This is a genomic window from Rossellomorea marisflavi, from assembly GCF_009806575.1.
Lineage (GTDB): Bacteria > Bacillota > Bacilli > Bacillales > Bacillaceae_B > Rossellomorea > Rossellomorea marisflavi_A.
The window spans coordinates 3,979,652-3,998,438 of the sequence record NZ_CP047095.1; the positions used below are offsets into that span (position 1 = coordinate 3,979,652).

The window sequence follows — 18,787 nt, forward strand, 5'->3', positions numbered from 1 at the left end:
CTATTAACTATAATGGAGGGATTATCAAACGCGTATGTTTTCTTACAAAAGAATATTTTCTTCACTGCTTGCACTGACGTTGGTCTTCTCAGGATTTTCTGGTCTGGCTCAGGCAGCATCGAATGATGTCGTGCAGAATGCCCTTGTCAAGAACGCCAAAAGTGATTCAATCATCCATGTTTATTCAGAACCTTCTGAGGACAGCGACATTCTATCCGACCTGGAAGGTGATGCTGTCATTTCTGTAGAAAAGGAAGAGGGTCTTGATCCCTTCTTCACGAAAGTTGCCTATAAGGACGACGAATCAGGGAAGGATATTACAGGTTATGTTCTCTCTGAATTCATTGAAATCACCGAGGAAACAATTGACGAGGACACTGTCACTGAACCTGAAGAGCCGGTCGAAACAGATGAACCGGTCGCAGAGGAACCTTCCGACGTCCCTTCTGAAGAAGTTGCAGAAGAAGACGGGTCAGAAAAACCTGCAGAAGAACCGACAACAGACGATGCTTCTTCTTCAAAAGCCTTTGAAGAAGAAGCGGTCAAAGAAGAGGAAACTCCCAAAGAAGAAACTTCGGTTGAAGAGCCGGATGTTGTTGAAGAAGAGAAAGTTGAACCAAAAACAGCAATGCGCGCTACTACCTTCGCCGCCGCTTCAATGGACATCGGAGGAACGCCTTATGAGGGGATTGCATTAAAAAGCCCCACCGCTGTCTATGAAAAAACCTCTCAGACTTCAAAGAAGCTAAAGACTTACTCTCAAGGAAGCGTCTTGAAGTACAAGTCCTTGAACTCAAATTGGTATGTGGCTACCGTCTATCTGAATGGAAAACCGACAACTGGTTACATTCCTAAGAGAGACGTCAGCAACATTACCACAAAGCAAGTAACCATTCAGGGAGTTGCAGTGAAAGAACCGACACGAATTTACTCTCTTGCTTCCACTGGCTCATCCGTACTAAAGACATATAATCAGGGCAGTTCACTTAAGTATCAGACACTCGCTAATGGATGGTACGTATGCGTCGTTTCAGTGAACGGTAAGTATGTGAAGGGATACATACAAGAATCGGACGTTCAGCAGCCCGTCAGCAATCAAATGACATTAAAGGGTATCACCAAGCAAACAACCAACGTTTACAAAACAGCTTCCACGGGCGCAGGGACATTGAAAAGCTACCCCGCTAACTCTGTTTTGACATACCGCACATTTATCAACGGATGGTATGAGGCTACAGTTTATATCAACGGCAAAAAGACAACCGGGTACATCCAAGCAAGCGACGTTTCAAATGTCAGTAACACTCAAACGGACATTAGAGGCGTAGCCAAAATCGGTATGACTCCGGTTTACAGCGGTATCACTACCGACTCTTCCGTATTGAAGAGTTACCCCGCAGGAACCGTACTTCTGTACAAATCATTCATCAACGATTGGTACGAAGCTACGGTCTATATAAACGGAAAGCGCACCACGGGATATATCTATTCATCCCATGTAACCAACGCAACGAATAGCCCTCAGTCGATGAAGGGATTGAGTATCAATTCAACCAAAGTTTATACCGGTGCAAGCAGTTCTTCCGACGTAATCAAAGAATATCCCAACGGTACTCCGCTTTCATTCAAGTCATTTATTAGCGGTTGGTACGAAACCACCGTTTCCGTAAACGGAACATCCAAAACCGGCTATCTTGATGCAAGTCAGATCGAATTGATCCTTTCTAAACAGGAAGATCAACAGGGTCTTGCATTAAACAGCCCAACCACCGTATACGCAAAGGCATCCACTTCTGCCGATTCCTTGAAATCGTATTCTAAAGGCACTGTTCTTAAATATAAAACCTTGTCCGAAAATTGGTATGAAGCTATTGTTTACATTCAAGGTGAGAAAAAGACGGGTTACATCTATAAAAAAGATGTTAAAACCCTTGGCACAGACGTCATTCAAGATTCCACCGACTACGGATTGACTATTGAAGAAATGCTTGCAAAGCAGATGAAAAACAGTCCTCAAACAGACAAATACCGTAATGATCCAGCTTATATCTATGCAGATTATGTAGATATGAACAAAGGAATCGTAACGGAGAATAAAGTCAACGTCCGTTCATCTCCTACAACAGCAAGCTCAGCAAATATTGTTCAGATGTTGAACAAAGGCGATGGCGTCATGGTCATCGGCAAGTCAGGTAATTGGGTTGAGGTACGGATCACATGGAAGAATGCTACTTCATCCGATGTCATGCAATATCTCAATCCTGACAACGTCATGTTTGGAAGTAAAGAGTACTACCAGTTTCTAAAACTTTCTCTCCCTGCGAATTTGAGCGTATCTGAAATTAATCAAAAAATCCTTAAAGGCAAAGGCATCTTGGAAGGAAAAGGACAAGCATTCGTGGATGCAGCCAATAAGTATAAAGTAAACGAAGTGTACCTCATTTCACATGCTATGCTAGAAACCGGGAACGGTACTTCTAAATTGGCAAAAGGAATCGTTAAGAACGGTAAGACCGTTTACAACATGTACGGATACGGTGCATACGACAGCTGTGCCCTCGAGTGCGGTTCACAAGCCGCATATGATAATGGCTGGTTCACACCTGAAGATGCAATCATCGGAGGGGCACAGAAAATCAGTCAAGGATATATCTATCGTGATGGGTTCCAACAGGACACCTTGTATAAAATGCGATGGAATCCGGAAAGCACACATCAGTATGCAACGGATGTAGGCTGGGCAGCGAAGCAGGTGGGCAGTATATACAATATTTATTCACTGCTTGATAATTACACCCTCTACTTCGATAAACCCTTCTATACTTTGAGTAAATAAGAAAAAGGCTACAGGGATGAGCAATTATCCCTGTAGCCTTTTTGCTATATATTCAACAATATTTTTGCTAGATCTACCAGCTGAATATTCATTCCAACGCTTGGAAAAAGCAACAATGTGATCTTTGTTGAATTTATATTCCTTCAGAATCGCAAGTACTTCATCAGAGGTTAAAGCGACAGGTCCTGGAATAAGATCAAGAAACTCCTTCCACATGCCTCTCTCTTCCATATAGGCATCCCTGTCATACATGAAGAAAATGATCGGTTTCTCCAATAGTGCAAATTCGAACGGAATGGAAGAGTAGTCGGTAATCAAAATATCAGCTACGAACAACAGCTCATTGATATTCCGGTGCGCGGATGCATCTACTACGAAGTCCTTCAGTTCTTCTGGTACGTCGAATTGATTCCGTACAGCAGGATGAAGCTTGATGACCAGCTTATGATCCTCGCTGAATTCCCGGGCAATACTATAAAGATCAAGCTTCATTTCTGCATCGCTCAGGCCTTCTTCACGGTATGTCGGAGCATACAAAATGACCTTTTTTCCTTTCAGAAGGGGGTAAAGACGGTGGATCTTCCCCACTGCTTTTATTTTCTTCTCTTCATTGAAGAAGATGTCGGTCCTTGGAACGCCCATCTTCAGCATACGCTCTTCCCCAAGGCCGAACGCGCGCGAAAAGATCTGCCCCATGACATCCGATCCCACTGCCACCTTCGTGAAACGGTCATACACATTACGGAAACGCCTTTCCGCCAGCTTCCCCCTGCTGGTGATGGAAGGATCCTCCAAGCCAAACTTTTTGATTGCTCCGTTCGCATGCCAAAGCTGGATGCATTCAACCCCCACCTTAAAGTCGGACTTCGCCAGGAATCCATAATAGTTATCGACGAATATAATCTTGGACGTTGCCAAATGATAAACAGAGCGAAGATAGTCCCACGGTTTCTTCCAGCTGAATAAAAGGGTTTCTGCATGGTCGAACTTCCTGAAGGTTTCAACCATCTTTTCTGTTGTTAAAAAAAGAGTACGACAAGAATACTCTTGTCGCATCATCTCTTTGTATATACTTTTGTTATTTTCACTGAACGAAACGACGAATGTGACCTTATCCTGAAGAGGGGACCATTTCCCTACTTTAAAAAGGACTTTGAAAATGAACAAGTATAAGATGATGGCTAGTTCCCTAGCCATTATTAACGGTGAAAAGGTCATTCTTGATTTTGGAAGTGGAGATCCCGATTGTTCTTGGAAGGTAAACAACCTCGCAATGTTCTTTTAGGAAGTCAAATTTGCCCTCCCAATCATCTCCCATGACGAATACGTCGATATCACGTTCTTTCACGTCTAAAACTTTCTGCTCCCAGTCGTTCTCGGCAATAACCTCGTCCACATACCGAATGGATTCAAGGATCATCTTTCTGTTTTCAAAACTGTGATACGATTTTTTATTTTTCAGTTCATTGAACTCATCTGATGAAATAGCCACAGTCAGATGGTCGCCTAGCTGCTTCGCTCTTTTAAGAAGATTGATATGACCCCAATGCAGTAAATCAAACGTTCCGTACGTAATAACCTTTTTCATTCTAGTCTCCTCCTATGATTGTTACTTTGACAGTTTCGCTTTATATTTAATGGCCGTAGTATGACAGATTAACAATAAGACAATTATAGTATTTTTATTTTACAGCAGGTTTATGGGAAATTTACAATCTTGTAATATCTCATGTCGAAAATTGAAATCTTTCCCATCATCATTATTTTAATCGAGCTACATTTTGTTATCAAGCACGTCTTGTGAATAATACGTGAACGCTCGTACCTAAACAACAATACCCATAAGGTAAATCATTTACACTCCATTTACCATCATTACTTTTTTCCATCTATGCCATTTTGGATGGCTTCAACTTGTACACTGTATGCATCACTGTACCATAATTAGAAGGATTACTCGTTTACAAAGTTCTTACGTTTATATGAGAAAGGAGCTTCTTCAAGCTCCTTTCTCACTACTATTTAATAGAAAAACCAAGGTTATTGGCTTTCGTCGCATAGAATTTATATTCTTTTTGGTTATGGATGATTCGTTCATCGGGAAGGATTTTGATATTGATGAGCTTGTATTCATTGTAGCGGACGAACACTGTGTAAAGATCCCGATCAAGATGATCCATTTCATCTGCCTGTACTACAAACGATCCTTCATTACCGTGAATCGAAAATTCACACGATATCTCTTTATCCACTTTCTTTCGATTACGGATCAGGATTGCATTCACATTAGCAACATCCGCCCCGTAAATGCTGAACGTCTGCCTGAACACCCCATCCTTCACCTCTCCACCCGTAGACCAGGCAACCATCGGGACTTCGATGAAACGCTCATCTCCCTCAAGGAAGGGAAGTTCAAAATGAGGGAGGCCATTTAGGATGGTGTAGGTTTTATCCTTTTCCTGTTTAAGCCACGTGAACATTCGTATGAAATCTTCCCTTCTTCCTTCTGTATACAATCTGGTGGCCACTTTATAAAAGGGGGTCTTGAATTCTTCCAGGAAGTCATACGTCAGGTTCTTTGTGGTTTCAATAACATCGTTAAAGATTTCGAAGAAAGCCTCTTTCTCTTTGGACTTCACGAACAACTGACTGTCAAAGGTACGGAGGAAATCATATTCATAGATCCTTGTAAGTGCCGTTTTTTGCATGTGGAGGGGCAGGTTTTTCGATTGAATATACTTGATGACTTCAAGATCATTCCTTCTTTTGTCCAATACATCCGTAGACCGGGTAAGGGAAGACTGGTTTTCCTCAAGGCGATTGACGAAATAAATCGGCTTCACCGTGGTTGATACTGATTTTGCGCAAAAGAACAAGTCAGAAAAGAACAGCTTATCTTCTCCAAATTTCATTTCAGGGAAACGGATGCCATTTTCAATGAGGATATCCCGTCTCATCATCTTGGCAGTTGGACCCATGTGATAGAAGAAATGCGGCACATCAAAAGGAGAGATCTGCCTTCTTTCTTTGACCGATGCAAATTCGCCTATGATACTCTCCCCGTTTTTCTCTACTTTAATGGTCTTCCCTACTACGTACTCATCACCCGTCTCTTGAAGAATCGAAACAAGATGTTGAAGCCCTTCAGGATGCAGCCAATCATCAGCATCGAGGAAGGTAATGAATTCTGTCTCTGCCAGTTCAATCCCAATATTCCTGGGCGTTCCCGGTGATCCTGTGTTCTCATTCAGTTCAATGAGGATGATGTTTTTATGGACCTTGGCATAAGAGCGAACGATTTCCGTGGTCCGGTCGTTGGAACCATCATCAATGATCATATGGTTGATCTTATCTTCCCCCAGCGTCTGATCCAGTACAGATTGAATGGTTTTCCCAATAAAGTCTTCAGCATTATAAGAAGCGGTCACCACCGTTACGAGTTTCTTATTTTTAAAGAGTTTCTTCATCATTCCGCCTGGGTGGTTGACTGACATATACTGTTTATGTTTGATGATATTCATTGCCTTTTCATTGAAATTCTTATCTATTAATGCCACCTTAAGCCCTCCAAATGTTTTAACCATCAGTGTGATGTAGCTTCGTTGATTATACCCCATTTCCAGCAACATAAGCACCGGAATGGTAACATTCCTTTCATACCACATAATTAAAGTCGTTAAGGAAAAAATAACGAAAATTGAGACGTTTGTCACTCCTTGTCGAAATTGGAAAAAAGAATTATGATAAGTGAAGTAAACAAGGTATAAAAATCAGAATGAATGGTGATTGAAGCATGCTGAAAAAAGTACTTAAAAGAACGTTTCAAACAAAGAAAAAAAAAGGACCTAAACTAAAGCACAAACTGGAAATCATACAGAATGACGAAAGCGTTTCGATCAGTGGTTCGTTATATAAGGAAGACTATACGGTCGAAAGCCTATGGCTCGCTTCCAGGCATGATTTTGAAAAACTCCGACTCATCTCGAAGAATGAAAGGGAAGTAAACCAGTTCAGCTTCTCATTCGGCATTCCTGCTCTAATCGAACAACTTTCTGTAGATCATGACGGATCTGCCTATGACTGGTATATCAAAGTTCGACGGGATATTTCTGAAATTAGTGAAGATGCCTATGCAAAACTTGAAGAGAAAGCAACTTTTCTTGAGAAGGGCGGTGTACGTTACGCCTCCTACTATATTCGACTCGGCCGCTTCTCAGAAACGAGAAGGAATGAACTGGGATTTGTCGAACACGGGGGACACTCAGGTATTGTTTATCTAACAAAAAAAGGGAATCTTTCATTCCTCCTTGACGGGGAACCAAAGACACCTGTAAAAATACAAATTGATCGGTTGTTCTCCCCCCCGGTTCTATTGAAGTAACAGGTAAATTGTTCACACGAAATTCGGCAGTAAAGCATTCCACCTTCCTTCTGCGAGGACGGAAGACCGGCAAAGAATACCTTAAAGAAACCACTCTCGAATGGGACGGGGAAACTGTGAATACGTTCGGATTGAACCGATACGAATACAGAACAACATTCGACTTCCGTGCGCTATGCAAAGGTGAGAATCTTCCGGAAGATATTTATGATCTGTTTCTTAAGCTTGAACTACATGATTATTATGAACCAAAAATTGTAAGGGTTGGGAGACCTGCTTTCAAAGGACGCTTCCTCATAAAAAACACATCCTACCCATCAGATGATAATATTTCGATCATCAACCCATACTATACGTTCAAGGCTTCCAATCTATCCTTTGAAGTGTATGAATATCGTAAGGATACATTTGATTTCCTAAAGTCAAAACTGCGTTTTGCTTGGTTCCACCGTGTAGCGAATAAAAGCAAGGATGTGTGGATTGTTGGAGAGCGGCCCTATAAGGCCCAGGATACAGGCTACTACTTCTTCAAATATATGCGTGAAAATCACCCTGAAAAAAACGTTTATTATGTGATCGAGGAGCATTCACCTGAACGCAAAAACGTAGAACCCTTAGGTAATGTCATCACCTTTAAATCAAAAGAACACATCTGGTACTCTCTGATCTCGACTAAAATCATCTCATCCCATCACCCTGACTATCTTTACCCGGTTAGAACCAAGCGCTTTCAAAAAGCTGTTAAAGCCACTAAGGTATTTCTTCAGCATGGTGTCATGGGGACAAAGAATATGGTGGCCAATTATGGGAAAACGGCTGATGGGTTTGACACAGACCTGTTCATGGTTAGCTCTGATTTTGAAAAGCGCATGATCGTCAATGACTTCGGCTATAAGCCTGAGGAAGTCTTTGTTACTGGACTCTCTCGCTTCGACAGCCTACTGAAAGAAGATTTACCGCTCAAAGACCAGATCCTGATCATCCCTACTTGGAGGGATTGGATCACAACCGATGATAGCTTCATGGAAAGCGACTATTATGAACGGTACAAAGAATTGGTTTTTCATCCCGGACTCCACTCTTTCGCGAAAGAACACGGTATGGAAACCATCTTCTGCCTGCATCCGAATATGCAAAATTTCACCTCCTATTTCTCACATGCACCTATCACATTAATCAATCAAGGAGATGTGGATGTACAGAGGCTCTTAAAGGAGAGTAAATTGATGATCACGGACTACTCTTCTGTCGGTTTCGATTTCAGCTTCTTGCGCAAACCCATCATCTACTACCAGTTTGATCGTCCTCGTTTCATCGGGAAACGGCCTTCTCATCTGGATCTCGATAATGACCTGCCCGGAAGCATCGCCTTTGAGCTGGACGAAGTATTGCATGCGCTGACTAAATACGAAAAAAACCAATTCAAGATGTTGGCCGACCATCAGAAGCGTTCAGATCAATTCATCAAATATCGGGATCTCCAATCATCTGAACGCATTTATTCTGTGATCCAGGAAGCTGATGTAAAAACAACCGTGAGGGAAAAGGTTGCAGAGAGCCCTGTTTATCAAATGGCCTTCAAAAAATTCAGGAAGAGTAAGTACTATTTCCCTACGATGAAAAAGTTCTATTCCATTGCAAGAAGGATTCTACCAACCGACGATAACCTCATCTTGTTCGAGAGCGGTGTCGGAAAACAGTACGCGGATAGTCCTCGGTACATTTATGAAGAAATTCTCAAAAGAGGATTACCATATAAAAAAGTGTGGGTATACAATAAATCCATCCCTGTTACGGATGAATCGTTGATCCAAGTCAAAAGGCTCAGTCCGCAATACTATTACTACCTGGCTAAATCACGTTTCTGGATCAATAATCAAAACTTCCCTACCTACATCAAAAAGCCCAAAGGGACAACGTATTTGCAGACATGGCATGGGACACCCTTAAAGAAAATGCTCTTCGATATCGAAAATATCCAAGGTAGATCGGAGGGGTATCTGGATCGGGTACATGGCGCGACCAAACAATGGGACCACCTGATTTCACCAAGTCCATATGCATCCGAGGCTTTCCGGAGTGCGTTCAGATATACCGGTGATATTATGGAAGTGGGCTATCCGAGGAATGACCTCTTCCATCATGACAACCGATTCGATATTCAAACGCGTGTTAAGCGAAAATTAGGGCTGCCTCAGGATAAGAAGGTCATCCTTTATGCCCCGACCTTCCGTGACAATGAGACAAAAGGCAAGAATAAGTTCGTGTTCGATATCAAAATGGATCTCCATCGTATGCAGGAACAACTTGGAGAAGACTATATCATTCTCCTACGTATGCATGTGGTCATCAGCAATAAGTTACGGATTCCAGAAGAATTGAGAAGTTTTGTCTATAATGTATCCGGATATCCAGAGATACAGGAACTAAGTCTGATCTCGGATGTGCTCATCACGGATTATTCATCCGTCATGTTTGACTTCGCCAATACTGGGCAACCGATCCTATTCTTCACCTATGACTTCGATGAATATAAAAATGACATCCGTGGTTTTTATATGGACTTCGAACATGAAGCACCAGGGCCTCTGCTGTATGATACAGACGGACTCATTGATTCGTTGAAGCGACTCGATGAAGTCAAGGCGCACTATCATAAGAAGTACGATGAATTCCAGAATAAATATTGCTATCTCGAAGACGGGAACGCTGCCAGTCGAGTGGTGGATCGTCTGTTCGACCGGTAAAAAGGACGTATTCTGCGTCCTTTTTACATCTTTCACCAATACTAATAAAGTGTTGAACAAATTTTGATTTTGAGGCAGAATAGTCTTGACCCGTGGACCAGGGTCAAGAAGTCGAAGTTGCCCACAGGGTCGGGGCGACCATTTCAGTTAAGGCTGAAAGAAAGGAATCGATATGAAATCAGCTATCACCGTATTAAGGGAGCAGATTCAAAACTATTATTTGATTCAACGCCTCTCTTTATATGAATTAAAAAGCAATAATAAAAACAACTACTTGGGCATGCTTTGGGAAGTATTGACTCCGGGCATCCAGCTTGCCATTTACTGGTTCGTATTCGGGTATGGATTGAAAAGCGGTGGACAGGGCCGCGGTGATGTAGACGGTTTCCCATTTTTCGTATGGCTGCTGTCAGGTATGGTCGTTTGGTTCTTCATCAACCCAGGCATCGTCCAGGCGTCAAGATCCGTGTATACAAGGATCAAGATGCTGTCCAAGATGAGTTTTCCAATGAGTGCCATCCCTTCATATGTGATTATGTCAAAATTTTACCCTAACCTTTATTTGACTGGTATTACAATCATCATCTTCCAGTTCATGGGGTATCATATCAATGTCTATTACTTGCAATTACCGTACTTTATGTTCGCAGTCATAGCCGTGATCTTTTCTATATCATTGATCACTTCAACTCTTTCCACAATGGTCAGGGATGTGCAGATGGTCGTGCAGTCCGTCGTAAGGATGCTCCTCTACCTGACACCGATCCTCTGGAATATGGAGGAACTATTGAGCAAACAGCTTGTGACGATCATGAAGCTGAATCCTTTTTATTACATCGTGGAAGGCTATAGGAGTGCTCTCTTGGGACAAGAATGGTATTTCATTGAACACTGGCAATACACACTCTATTTCTGGGGCTTCGTCCTGGTCGTATTCTTGTTCGGTTCTTTCATCCATGTGAAATTCAGAAGACACTTTGTTGATTTTCTGTAAGGAAAGTAGATGATACTATGTCTAAAACAGTCATAATCAAAGATCTAACAAAAAAATACAAACTATATAATAAACAATCAGAACGAATCCTTGATATGATCACACCTAAAAGCTTCGGAGAAGACTTCTACGGTCTGCGTAATGTGAGCTTCGAAGCTGAGCAAGGAGATATCATCGGGCTTGTAGGTGTCAACGGGTCAGGGAAATCCACCCTGGCCAATATTATCGCGGGAATCATCCCTGAAACATCCGGAGAAGTGACGGTAAAGGGGAAAACTGCCCTTATCGCAGTTGCTGCAGGTTTGAATAACCAATTATCAGGCAGGGAAAATATCGAACTGAAATGTCTGATGCTCGGATTCAGCAAGAAGAAAATCAAAGAACTGGAACCAGAAATCATCGAATTCTCCGAGCTCGGGAAGTTTATCGACCAGCCCGTAAAATCGTATTCAAGCGGTATGAAATCACGCTTAGGTTTCGCCATCTCTGTTACGATCGATCCTGATATTCTAATCATCGATGAGGCATTATCGGTGGGAGATAAAGCATTTGCTGAGAAAAGTTTCGAAAAAATGGTGGAATTCAAAAAGCGCGGGAAGACCATGTTCTTCGTCAGCCATTCCACCAACCAGGTGAAAAAATTCTGCGAAAAAATCCTATGGCTCGAATATGGCCAAGTCAGGGCATTCGGTAGCGTCAAAGAAGTCATTCCCCAATTCGAAAAGTTCTTCCAAGATTATAAAGCCATGTCCAAAAAAGAAAAGAAGCAATTCCGTGAAGAAGCCCTCAAGCGGCAAAGTGGAGAAGAACCTGCTGCTGCGAAATAGCCACAAGCAAAAGACCGTTTCAACCGAAACGGTCTTTTGCTTTTTGAAAATGGTATTATTTCATATCCTGATTAGGGTATACTGATAACAGAAAAAATAGTCAGTACTACCTATAAACATGGTCCTTTAACAAGGCAAATGTGGAAGAATATACAGGTGAGATTCCTCAAAATGGCGCTAGGATTTCTCCAGTATATCCTTTATAATACGTTGTTAGATTGAGAGAGGAGTCACTGTTTTAATGGAAGAGCAAAGTATCAAACACCGACAGCTTAGTCATCTTTCCATAGATGACATACCTTCAGGAAAGAGATTGTCTATCGAGGCCGGCTTTCTTCAGTCGTTCGTCGATGATCTTCATACGTATCACTTCGTGCTGCAGGAAAGGAACTCGGAACGAGTCATACCCTTCCCTTCATCATATAAACGGATTGAAGATCAAATGGCATTGATTAGGGGAGAACTACTTCTGGATCCACATCTTGAATTGTTCGAGCCCTATGCATACTGGGATCTTTATCTTCACTCATTTAAAAAGGATGAGGACGAATCAGAAACAGGTTCGGATGATGAAGGTAAATTTACTCGGATCAAAATGAATCTAGAAGATATCCGGCTACACTCTTTCTTTGAAGGAAACGAATTATTTTTTCCTTATCGCACAAAAAAAGGAAATGTTTCATTCAAAAAGCAGGAACCTGTCACTATCGGCCGTCTGGAACAGGTGGATCTTAACGAAGAAAACATCCTTTCATTTTCCGGATATAGCATTTATGCAGCCCATCCCGAAACCCCAATGAAAGTTCTCGGTCGTCAATTAGTGATTACAAATAATACCGATGATGAGGAAATCAGGCTGCCGTTGAGTGAAGTGAAACGTGATGATTTGTCTTCCCTTTATGGTCATTTCGACTTTTCTTCGGCAGGATTCAACGGTAAACTTCCTTTGGAAGAATTGAAACGATTTTCCACCAACAATTATTATAAATTCTATGTAGAAACGGAAGTTCAGAGCCCTGAAGGAATCGAGTACATCCGGAGCCCAAGGCTTGACTACTTCCCGAGGAACCCTATGAATCAATACCACCTCTCCAGCTTCAAGAGTGAAAATAAAACGTGGAGGATCCGGGTGAAACCAACCAAGAAATCTAGATACCTCACCGTGAGGATCTTCCAATATAATTCAATAAAAGAAAGTGCCCGTAAGATTAAAAACTTTTTGATCCGTGTCAAAAGAGGTAGGATCGTTAAGCGGACCTATAAGCTCGTCTTTTCATTTCTTGGAAAGCTGCCAGCAAAGAAAAAACAAATTGTCTTTGAAAGCTTCCTTGGAAAGCAGTACAGTTGTAACCCTCGTGCCATCTACGAGTATATGCTTGAGAATCATCCTGAGTACGATATGTACTGGAGCATCGATCCACGGAGCGCTGCCGTATTTGAAGGCAAGGGACTTAAGACGATCAATCGCTTCTCAATTCCGTGGCTCTTCAAAATGGCCCGTTCGAAATACTGGGTTTCCAACAGCAGGCTGCCGATCTGGATACCAAAACCAAGTCACACGACCTATCTTCAAACATGGCATGGTACACCGCTGAAACGCCTTGCGGCCGACATGGACGAGGTTCACATGCCTGGTACCAACACGGCTAAGTACAAGAAGAATTTCCTACTGGAGTCGAGCCGTTGGGATTACTTGATCTCACCAAACCGTTATTCTTCAGAGATATTCGCCAGGGCTTTTGGCTTTGAGAAGGATATGATTGAATCCGGTTATCCGCGGAATGATTTCCTTCATAATGCGAATAATGCAGAGACCATGAATTCGTTGAAAGAACGCCTTGACCTTCCTTTGGATAAAAAGGTGATTCTCTATGCACCTACGTGGCGCGACAATGAGTTCTACGCAAAGGGTAAATACAAGTTCAACCTTAAGCTGGAGCTTGATAAGATGCAGGAAGAGCTTGGCGATGAGTATATAGTCCTTCTCCGCATGCACTACCTGATTGCCGAGAACCTGGATATCACTCCGTTTGCCGGATTTGCGTACGATGTATCGCATCATACGGATATCAGCGAGCTGTACCTCATCTCTGATCTTTTGATTACCGATTATTCGTCTGTGTTCTTCGATTATGCGAATCTTGGCCGTCCGATGATCTTCTATGTGTACGATATCGAGAATTATCGCGATACGCTTCGCGGGTTCTATTTCGACTTTGAAGCACAGGCCCCTGGTCCACTGGTGAAGACCACCGAAGACGTGATCCGTCATATCCAACACCCGGATCCAGCATCCCAGGCGAACTTCGATGCTTTTTATCAAAAGTTCTGTTACCTCGAAGATGGAGAGGCAAGCAAACGAGTTGTCGAAAAAGTGTTTAAAACGAAATAAATGTGGGTAAAAGACGCAGGTGATCCCTGCGTCTTTTTTTGTCGATTTTTCTCTCTCCCCTCCCATTTGCTCTTCCGTCATTCGGCACGTTGTGATAACACAGTCCAAAGTACTATTTCTTTTTACATTTTTGGTGATTTTACTCCCTTTTTTCTATTAATTTATGGTAAAATGACAAAAAACTATCAATCTATACATAGAAGGAGAAACCCATTGAAAAAAACGATTGTAACATTTGCTGCTACCGCCGTTCTGTCTTCTACCTATGCATCTGCTGCCGCGGCAAGTTCGCACAAAGTAGAATCAGGAGACTCCCTATGGAATATTGCCCGTAAGTATAATACGTCTGTCTCGAATTTGAAATCGCTTAACAATCTGAAATCTGACATGATCTTCCCGAACCAGGTCCTGAAGGTGAAGGCAAAAGCCTCCACTGCACCGTCTAAACCTTCAACGCCAGCGCCGGCACCGTCTTCGCCAGCTAAAACCTATACGGTCAAATCTGGGGATACGCTGATTGCCATTGCCAACCGCCACTCCATTTCACTCGGTGAACTGCAGAAATGGAACGGGATTTCAAGCCACTTGATTTACCCGGGACAAAAACTAGCGGTTTCATCCGGCGGGTCCGGATCTTCTTCCCCTGCACCAGCACCGGCACCTTCCAAGCCTTCACCGGCACCCGGAAACAGTGCAACAGGTTCTTACAAAGTTGTATCAGGGGATACCCTTTCCCACATCAGCTTGCGCTTTAACATGAGCGTGAGCGAGCTAAAGAAACTTAATGGACTATCGGGTAATATGATTTATGTGGGTCAGACACTTAAGGTGAACGGTGGTTCTTCTTCGTCTCCATCACCTGCACCATCTCCATCACCTTCGGCACCTAAGGAAGATACGGTCACTTCTTTTGACGTCAACCGCCTTCTCTCAGCTGCAAAAGGACAGATCGGTAAACCGTATGTATGGGGTGGATCGACCACTGCCGGCTTCGACTGCAGCGGATTCATCTACTATGCCTTCAATCAGGCGGGCGTCAGCATGTCCAGAACGTCTTCAGAAGGATACTACAGTCGCTCATACTATGTCGATAAACCGGCAATAGGAGATATTGTATTCTTCTCGAATACATACAAAAAAGGCATCTCTCATCTGGGAATCTATGTCGGCAACAACCAGTTCATCCATGCAGGTGACAATGGAGTCGAAATCTCCAGCTTGAACAACTCGTATTGGAAATCCAAATTCGACAGCTTCAAACGCTTCTACAGCCTCTAATCACTACCTGGTACTATGTTCCCAACAGGAATGGAAATGTACTACCCGGCAGTGTAAACCGGTTGCCCCTGGCAGCCGGTTTTTTCGTGTCATTATTTGGCGAATAATATTTCGCTTTTACGTCAAGAAATATATACCAATTAAGAGGGTTATGTGGTTTAATTAATTGATTTTACTAATTAGATATTGGAGGATACTATGAGGAAAAAGTTGATCAAGAGTTTACTAGCTTTGATTGTGATTTTCAGTATTTGCCTGCCACAGCTCCCTCAGGCAAACGCCGCAACGGTGATTGAAGAATTGCCGCTTGCCATGTCGGAATTAACAGAAGGGAGTTTTATTGGTGATGATCATGTTCAGTGGTATAAAATCACCCCTGGAAATGACACCATCGAACAGTTCACACATCTGAGAATCAAGCTTGAATCCGAATCCGAGGTGAACATGAGTGTCTACTCCAGCCTCGAGAATGCCACCAATGACAATACGTTCGAACAATACAGAGGCTATTCCTACGATCAGGAAACCGCGTCCATCGATTTCCCGATCTCATGGGTGGGCCCTTACTATATCAAACTGGAAAGCTATGTAGAAGAGGATGAAGAGGGCAAACTGTTGCCTAACCCTTATAAAATCAGCTACGACGGCGTGTCACTTCCACCTTCCAATGGGGCCGTAGGAGAAGAATGCCCTGCAGAGCTCAGCGTCGAGAAAAAGAAAAACGGAAAAGTGATTTTATCCGACCTTCGTTCGATCCGTGAGAACCTTCTTGCCAAAACAGATAATGGGAAAGAACTGACGGCTGTTTATTATAAGTCAGCTCCATTCATCACGTCTAAAATGCTGTTTGATAAAAACCTGCGTGAAGACGTGTATGCAAACCTGTCCACTTTGAAAAATCTCTTGAGTGACACAGCGAAGAACGGCGGATCAAGTACGTATGCCATTTCTGACAAAGAGCAGGAAGCCATCAGCAACCTGTACGCGATTGCCCATGATGCCGTACCGGGTCCCCTGAAGACCCAGCTTGAAAACTCCGTTAAGAATGTGGATCTTTCAAAGCTATCCGGCACTTCTGTCTCGCAAGTAGTCTCAAAAGCTGGTCTCAGTACGACAAGTTCAACCGCTGATCCTTCCCGCTTGATTGTGAAAGTGAAGGACGGTCAGCCGACAAGTCGCGTCAAATCCAAAGTAGAGTCTTACGGAATTAAATCTGTGGATGACTTATCAAAAAAAGAATTGAAATCAGACCGTTTCCTTGTCGTGGAAGTGAAGAATAATGGTAAAGGATTCTCGGCAAGCTCAAAGACGACCGCCAATCAAATCGCCAAACTTCCTGAAGTCGAATTCGTAGAGCCGGTCCAGACCTACACGGCTCTGTCCGCAGACGTTCAGTATGAGCATCAATGGTCTTTAAATAACGGCGAGAAAAAAGGCAGCGATATCGGGTATGAAGCCCTTGAGGAACTGTTGAAAAATAAGAAACTAGACAAAACTGTGATTGCCGTTGCTGATACTGGTGTCGATCACACCCTTGCCGATCTTTCGGGTAATGTCCTTGTAGACAAAGGATACAATTTTGTGGATCGAAACGATGATGCCATGGATGACAATGGCCACGGGACACATGTTTCTTCAATCATTTCTGCAAAATCCGATAACCATTACTCCATGGCCGGGATCAATCCATATGCTGAAATCCTGCCAATCAAGGTCCTTGATTCATCCGGTGGCGGCGATACCGAACAGATCGCAGCCGGGATTATGTATGCAGCCGATAATGGAGCAAAGGTGCTGAACCTGAGCCTCGGAGGCGGATACAGCCGTACGATTGAATATGCTCTGCGTTACGCAAGTGAAAAAGGGGTTACCATCGTAGCCGCAAGCGGTAATGACGGTATGGAGGAACTGAACTACCCTGGTTCTTCTAAATATGTAATCGCAGTCGGTTCAACCAGCAAATTTGATATCGTTTCCGATTTCTCGAATTACGGAAAAGGGTTGGATCTTGTAGCGCCAGGCTCGGACATCCCTGCCCTCCTTCCAGACGGGAACGTCACCTACATGAGCGGAACATCCATGGCGACACCACATGTTGCCGCAGTAGCCGGTCTGCTCCTTTCTCAGAAACCAACGATGAAGGCTTCTGAAGTGCAAGCACTCTTAAACAAGACAGCCGTCGATGTCGCTTTCGACGAACAGGATAACCCGTATACTGGAGAAGAAGAATATTGGGATGAAGAAGTAGATGGTCCATACCCTGTCGAGGTCTTACCGCCTGGATACGATCACGTATCTGGATACGGCCGCCTGGATGCATTCAGTGCCGTCAGTACACTTGACCTGGGGGCAACCATCAATCCGATTCTTAATAACTCAAAAGCCGTTACAGGGAAAGCCAAGAACGGATCCACAGTCGAAGTATGGAACGGGAAAAAGTCACTCGGCAAGGGAACCGTCAAATCCGGCTCCTACAGCGTTGCCATCCCGGTTCAGAAAACCGATCAGATCCTGACCGTCGTCATTACGAACGGCTATGCAAAGACATCCGTGAAACAAGTCGTGGAAAAAGCACCGGACAAACCGAAAGTCAAAAAAGTCACGAATAAAGATACATCCCTGTCAGGTACGGCGCAGGCAAACCTGAAGGTGAATATTAAAAATGCTTCCCGCAAAGTCATCGCAACGGGGAAAGTTGATAAAAATGGTTCATTCAAAGTGACCATCCCTAAACAAAAAGAAAACGCGGTCCTCTACGTAACCGTGCAGGATGGCTACAAAGAAAGCTCTGAAACGAAAGTGACCGTCATCGACGTGATCCCACCGGCTGCTCCAAAGGCAAAAGCAATCAGCGATAAGAGCACCTCCATTACCGGGACAACCGAAGCAAAAGCTCAGGTCGTCGCCAAGGTGAAGGGTAAACAGATCGCGAAAGCCAAAGCGGATGCAAAAGGGAAATTCACCCTTAAGATCAAAAAGCAAAAAGCAGGTACCACTGTAGTTGTTACCTCTACCGATGCTGCAGGCAATACGAGCAAAGGCACGAACTTAAAGGTAGCGGACAAAACACCACCTGCTGCACCAAAGGTGAACAGCGTCAACGACAAAAGCACTTCCGTCAAAGGTAAGACTGAAGCCGGTGCCACCGTCACCGTCAAAGTGAAGAACAAAAAACTCGGTGAAGCCAAAGCCAACAAAAAAGGCGAATTCACCGTCAAAATCAAGAAACAAAAAGCGAAGACCGTTCTATCTGTCACAGCCAAGGACAAAGCTGGCAACGTAAGCAAGGCGAAAAACGTGACGGTGAAAAAGAATTAATCCAAAAACCGCTC

The 18,787-nt window shown here is 43.3% G+C and carries 11 protein-coding genes; 8 read left to right on the top strand and 3 right to left on the bottom strand.

Annotated elements, in window-relative coordinates:
• Window positions 1-34 precede the first annotated feature (34 nt).
• Entirely contained in the window at window positions 35-2,836 is a 2,802-nt protein-coding gene (locus tag D5E69_RS20520; RefSeq protein WP_159130184.1) for a glucosaminidase domain-containing protein, read from the top strand.
• 24 nt (window positions 2,837-2,860) lie between these two features.
• Here D5E69_RS20520 and D5E69_RS20525 read toward each other — a convergent pair whose 3' ends face one another.
• The 3 genes from D5E69_RS20525 to D5E69_RS20535 all read right to left on the bottom strand — a co-directional run bounded on the left by D5E69_RS20525 (window position 2,861) and on the right by D5E69_RS20535 (window position 6,393).
• Complete coding sequence (locus D5E69_RS20525; RefSeq protein WP_159130185.1) at window positions 2,861-4,033, bottom strand: CDP-glycerol glycerophosphotransferase family protein; 1,173 nt, start codon at window positions 4,031-4,033, stop codon at window positions 2,861-2,863.
• Complete coding sequence (tagD, locus tag D5E69_RS20530) at window positions 4,026-4,424, bottom strand: glycerol-3-phosphate cytidylyltransferase (protein WP_056539031.1); 399 nt, start codon at window positions 4,422-4,424, stop codon at window positions 4,026-4,028. Before tagD ends, D5E69_RS20525 begins: the two co-directional genes overlap by 8 nt.
• Window positions 4,425-4,854: 430 nt before the next feature.
• The gene (locus D5E69_RS20535; RefSeq protein WP_159130186.1) at window positions 4,855-6,393 is read right to left on the bottom strand and encodes a glycosyltransferase family 2 protein; all 1,539 of its coding nucleotides are present in this window, start codon (window positions 6,391-6,393) and stop codon (window positions 4,855-4,857) included.
• 236 nt (window positions 6,394-6,629) lie between these two features.
• On the opposite strand from D5E69_RS20535, the gene D5E69_RS20540 reads away from it, so the two are divergent.
• From D5E69_RS20540 to D5E69_RS20570, 7 genes are all read left to right on the top strand, one after another.
• Window positions 6,630-7,217, top strand: coding sequence for a hypothetical protein (locus D5E69_RS20540; RefSeq protein ID WP_159130187.1), 588 nt, complete (start codon window positions 6,630-6,632; stop codon window positions 7,215-7,217).
• 8 nt (window positions 7,218-7,225) lie between these two features.
• Entirely contained in the window at window positions 7,226-9,964 is a 2,739-nt protein-coding gene (locus D5E69_RS20545; RefSeq protein ID WP_159130188.1) for a CDP-glycerol glycerophosphotransferase family protein, read from the top strand.
• A 172-nt stretch (window positions 9,965-10,136) separates the two neighbouring features.
• Window positions 10,137-10,958 carry an ABC transporter permease gene (locus tag D5E69_RS20550; RefSeq protein WP_159130189.1) on the top strand — a complete coding sequence of 274 codons (822 nt, stop codon included), beginning with the start codon at window positions 10,137-10,139 and terminating at the stop codon, window positions 10,956-10,958.
• A 17-nt stretch (window positions 10,959-10,975) separates the two neighbouring features.
• Window positions 10,976-11,785 carry a teichoic acids export ABC transporter ATP-binding subunit TagH gene (gene tagH / locus D5E69_RS20555; protein WP_159130190.1) on the top strand — a complete coding sequence of 270 codons (810 nt, stop codon included), beginning with the start codon at window positions 10,976-10,978 and terminating at the stop codon, window positions 11,783-11,785.
• A gap of 241 nt (window positions 11,786-12,026) precedes the next feature.
• Complete coding sequence (locus D5E69_RS20560; RefSeq protein WP_159130191.1) at window positions 12,027-14,177, top strand: CDP-glycerol glycerophosphotransferase family protein; 2,151 nt, start codon at window positions 12,027-12,029, stop codon at window positions 14,175-14,177.
• A gap of 213 nt (window positions 14,178-14,390) precedes the next feature.
• Entirely contained in the window at window positions 14,391-15,455 is a 1,065-nt protein-coding gene (locus D5E69_RS20565; protein WP_159130192.1) for a C40 family peptidase, read from the top strand.
• Window positions 15,456-15,653: 198 nt separating this feature from the next.
• Complete coding sequence (locus D5E69_RS20570; RefSeq protein ID WP_159130193.1) at window positions 15,654-18,773, top strand: S8 family peptidase; 3,120 nt, start codon at window positions 15,654-15,656, stop codon at window positions 18,771-18,773.
• Window positions 18,774-18,787 lie beyond the last annotated feature (14 nt).

Bases quoted from the DNA above. Each gene is read 5' to 3' on its own strand.
- D5E69_RS20540 (WP_159130187.1), top strand. From the start codon at position 6,630: ATGCTGAAAAAAGTACTTAAAAGAACGTTTCAAACAAAGAAAAAAAAA.
- D5E69_RS20560 (WP_159130191.1), top strand. From the start codon at position 12,027: ATGGAAGAGCAAAGTATCAAACACCGACAGCTTAGTCATCTTTCCATA.
- tagD (WP_056539031.1), bottom strand. From the start codon at position 4,424: ATGAAAAAGGTTATTACGTACGGAACGTTTGATTTACTGCATTGGGGT.
- D5E69_RS20550 (WP_159130189.1), top strand. From the start codon at position 10,137: ATGAAATCAGCTATCACCGTATTAAGGGAGCAGATTCAAAACTATTAT.
- D5E69_RS20525 (WP_159130185.1), bottom strand. From the start codon at position 4,033: ATGGCTAGGGAACTAGCCATCATCTTATACTTGTTCATTTTCAAAGTC.
- tagH (WP_159130190.1), top strand. From the start codon at position 10,976: ATGTCTAAAACAGTCATAATCAAAGATCTAACAAAAAAATACAAACTA.
- D5E69_RS20570 (WP_159130193.1), top strand. From the start codon at position 15,654: ATGAGGAAAAAGTTGATCAAGAGTTTACTAGCTTTGATTGTGATTTTC.
- D5E69_RS20520 (WP_159130184.1), top strand. From the start codon at position 35: ATGTTTTCTTACAAAAGAATATTTTCTTCACTGCTTGCACTGACGTTG.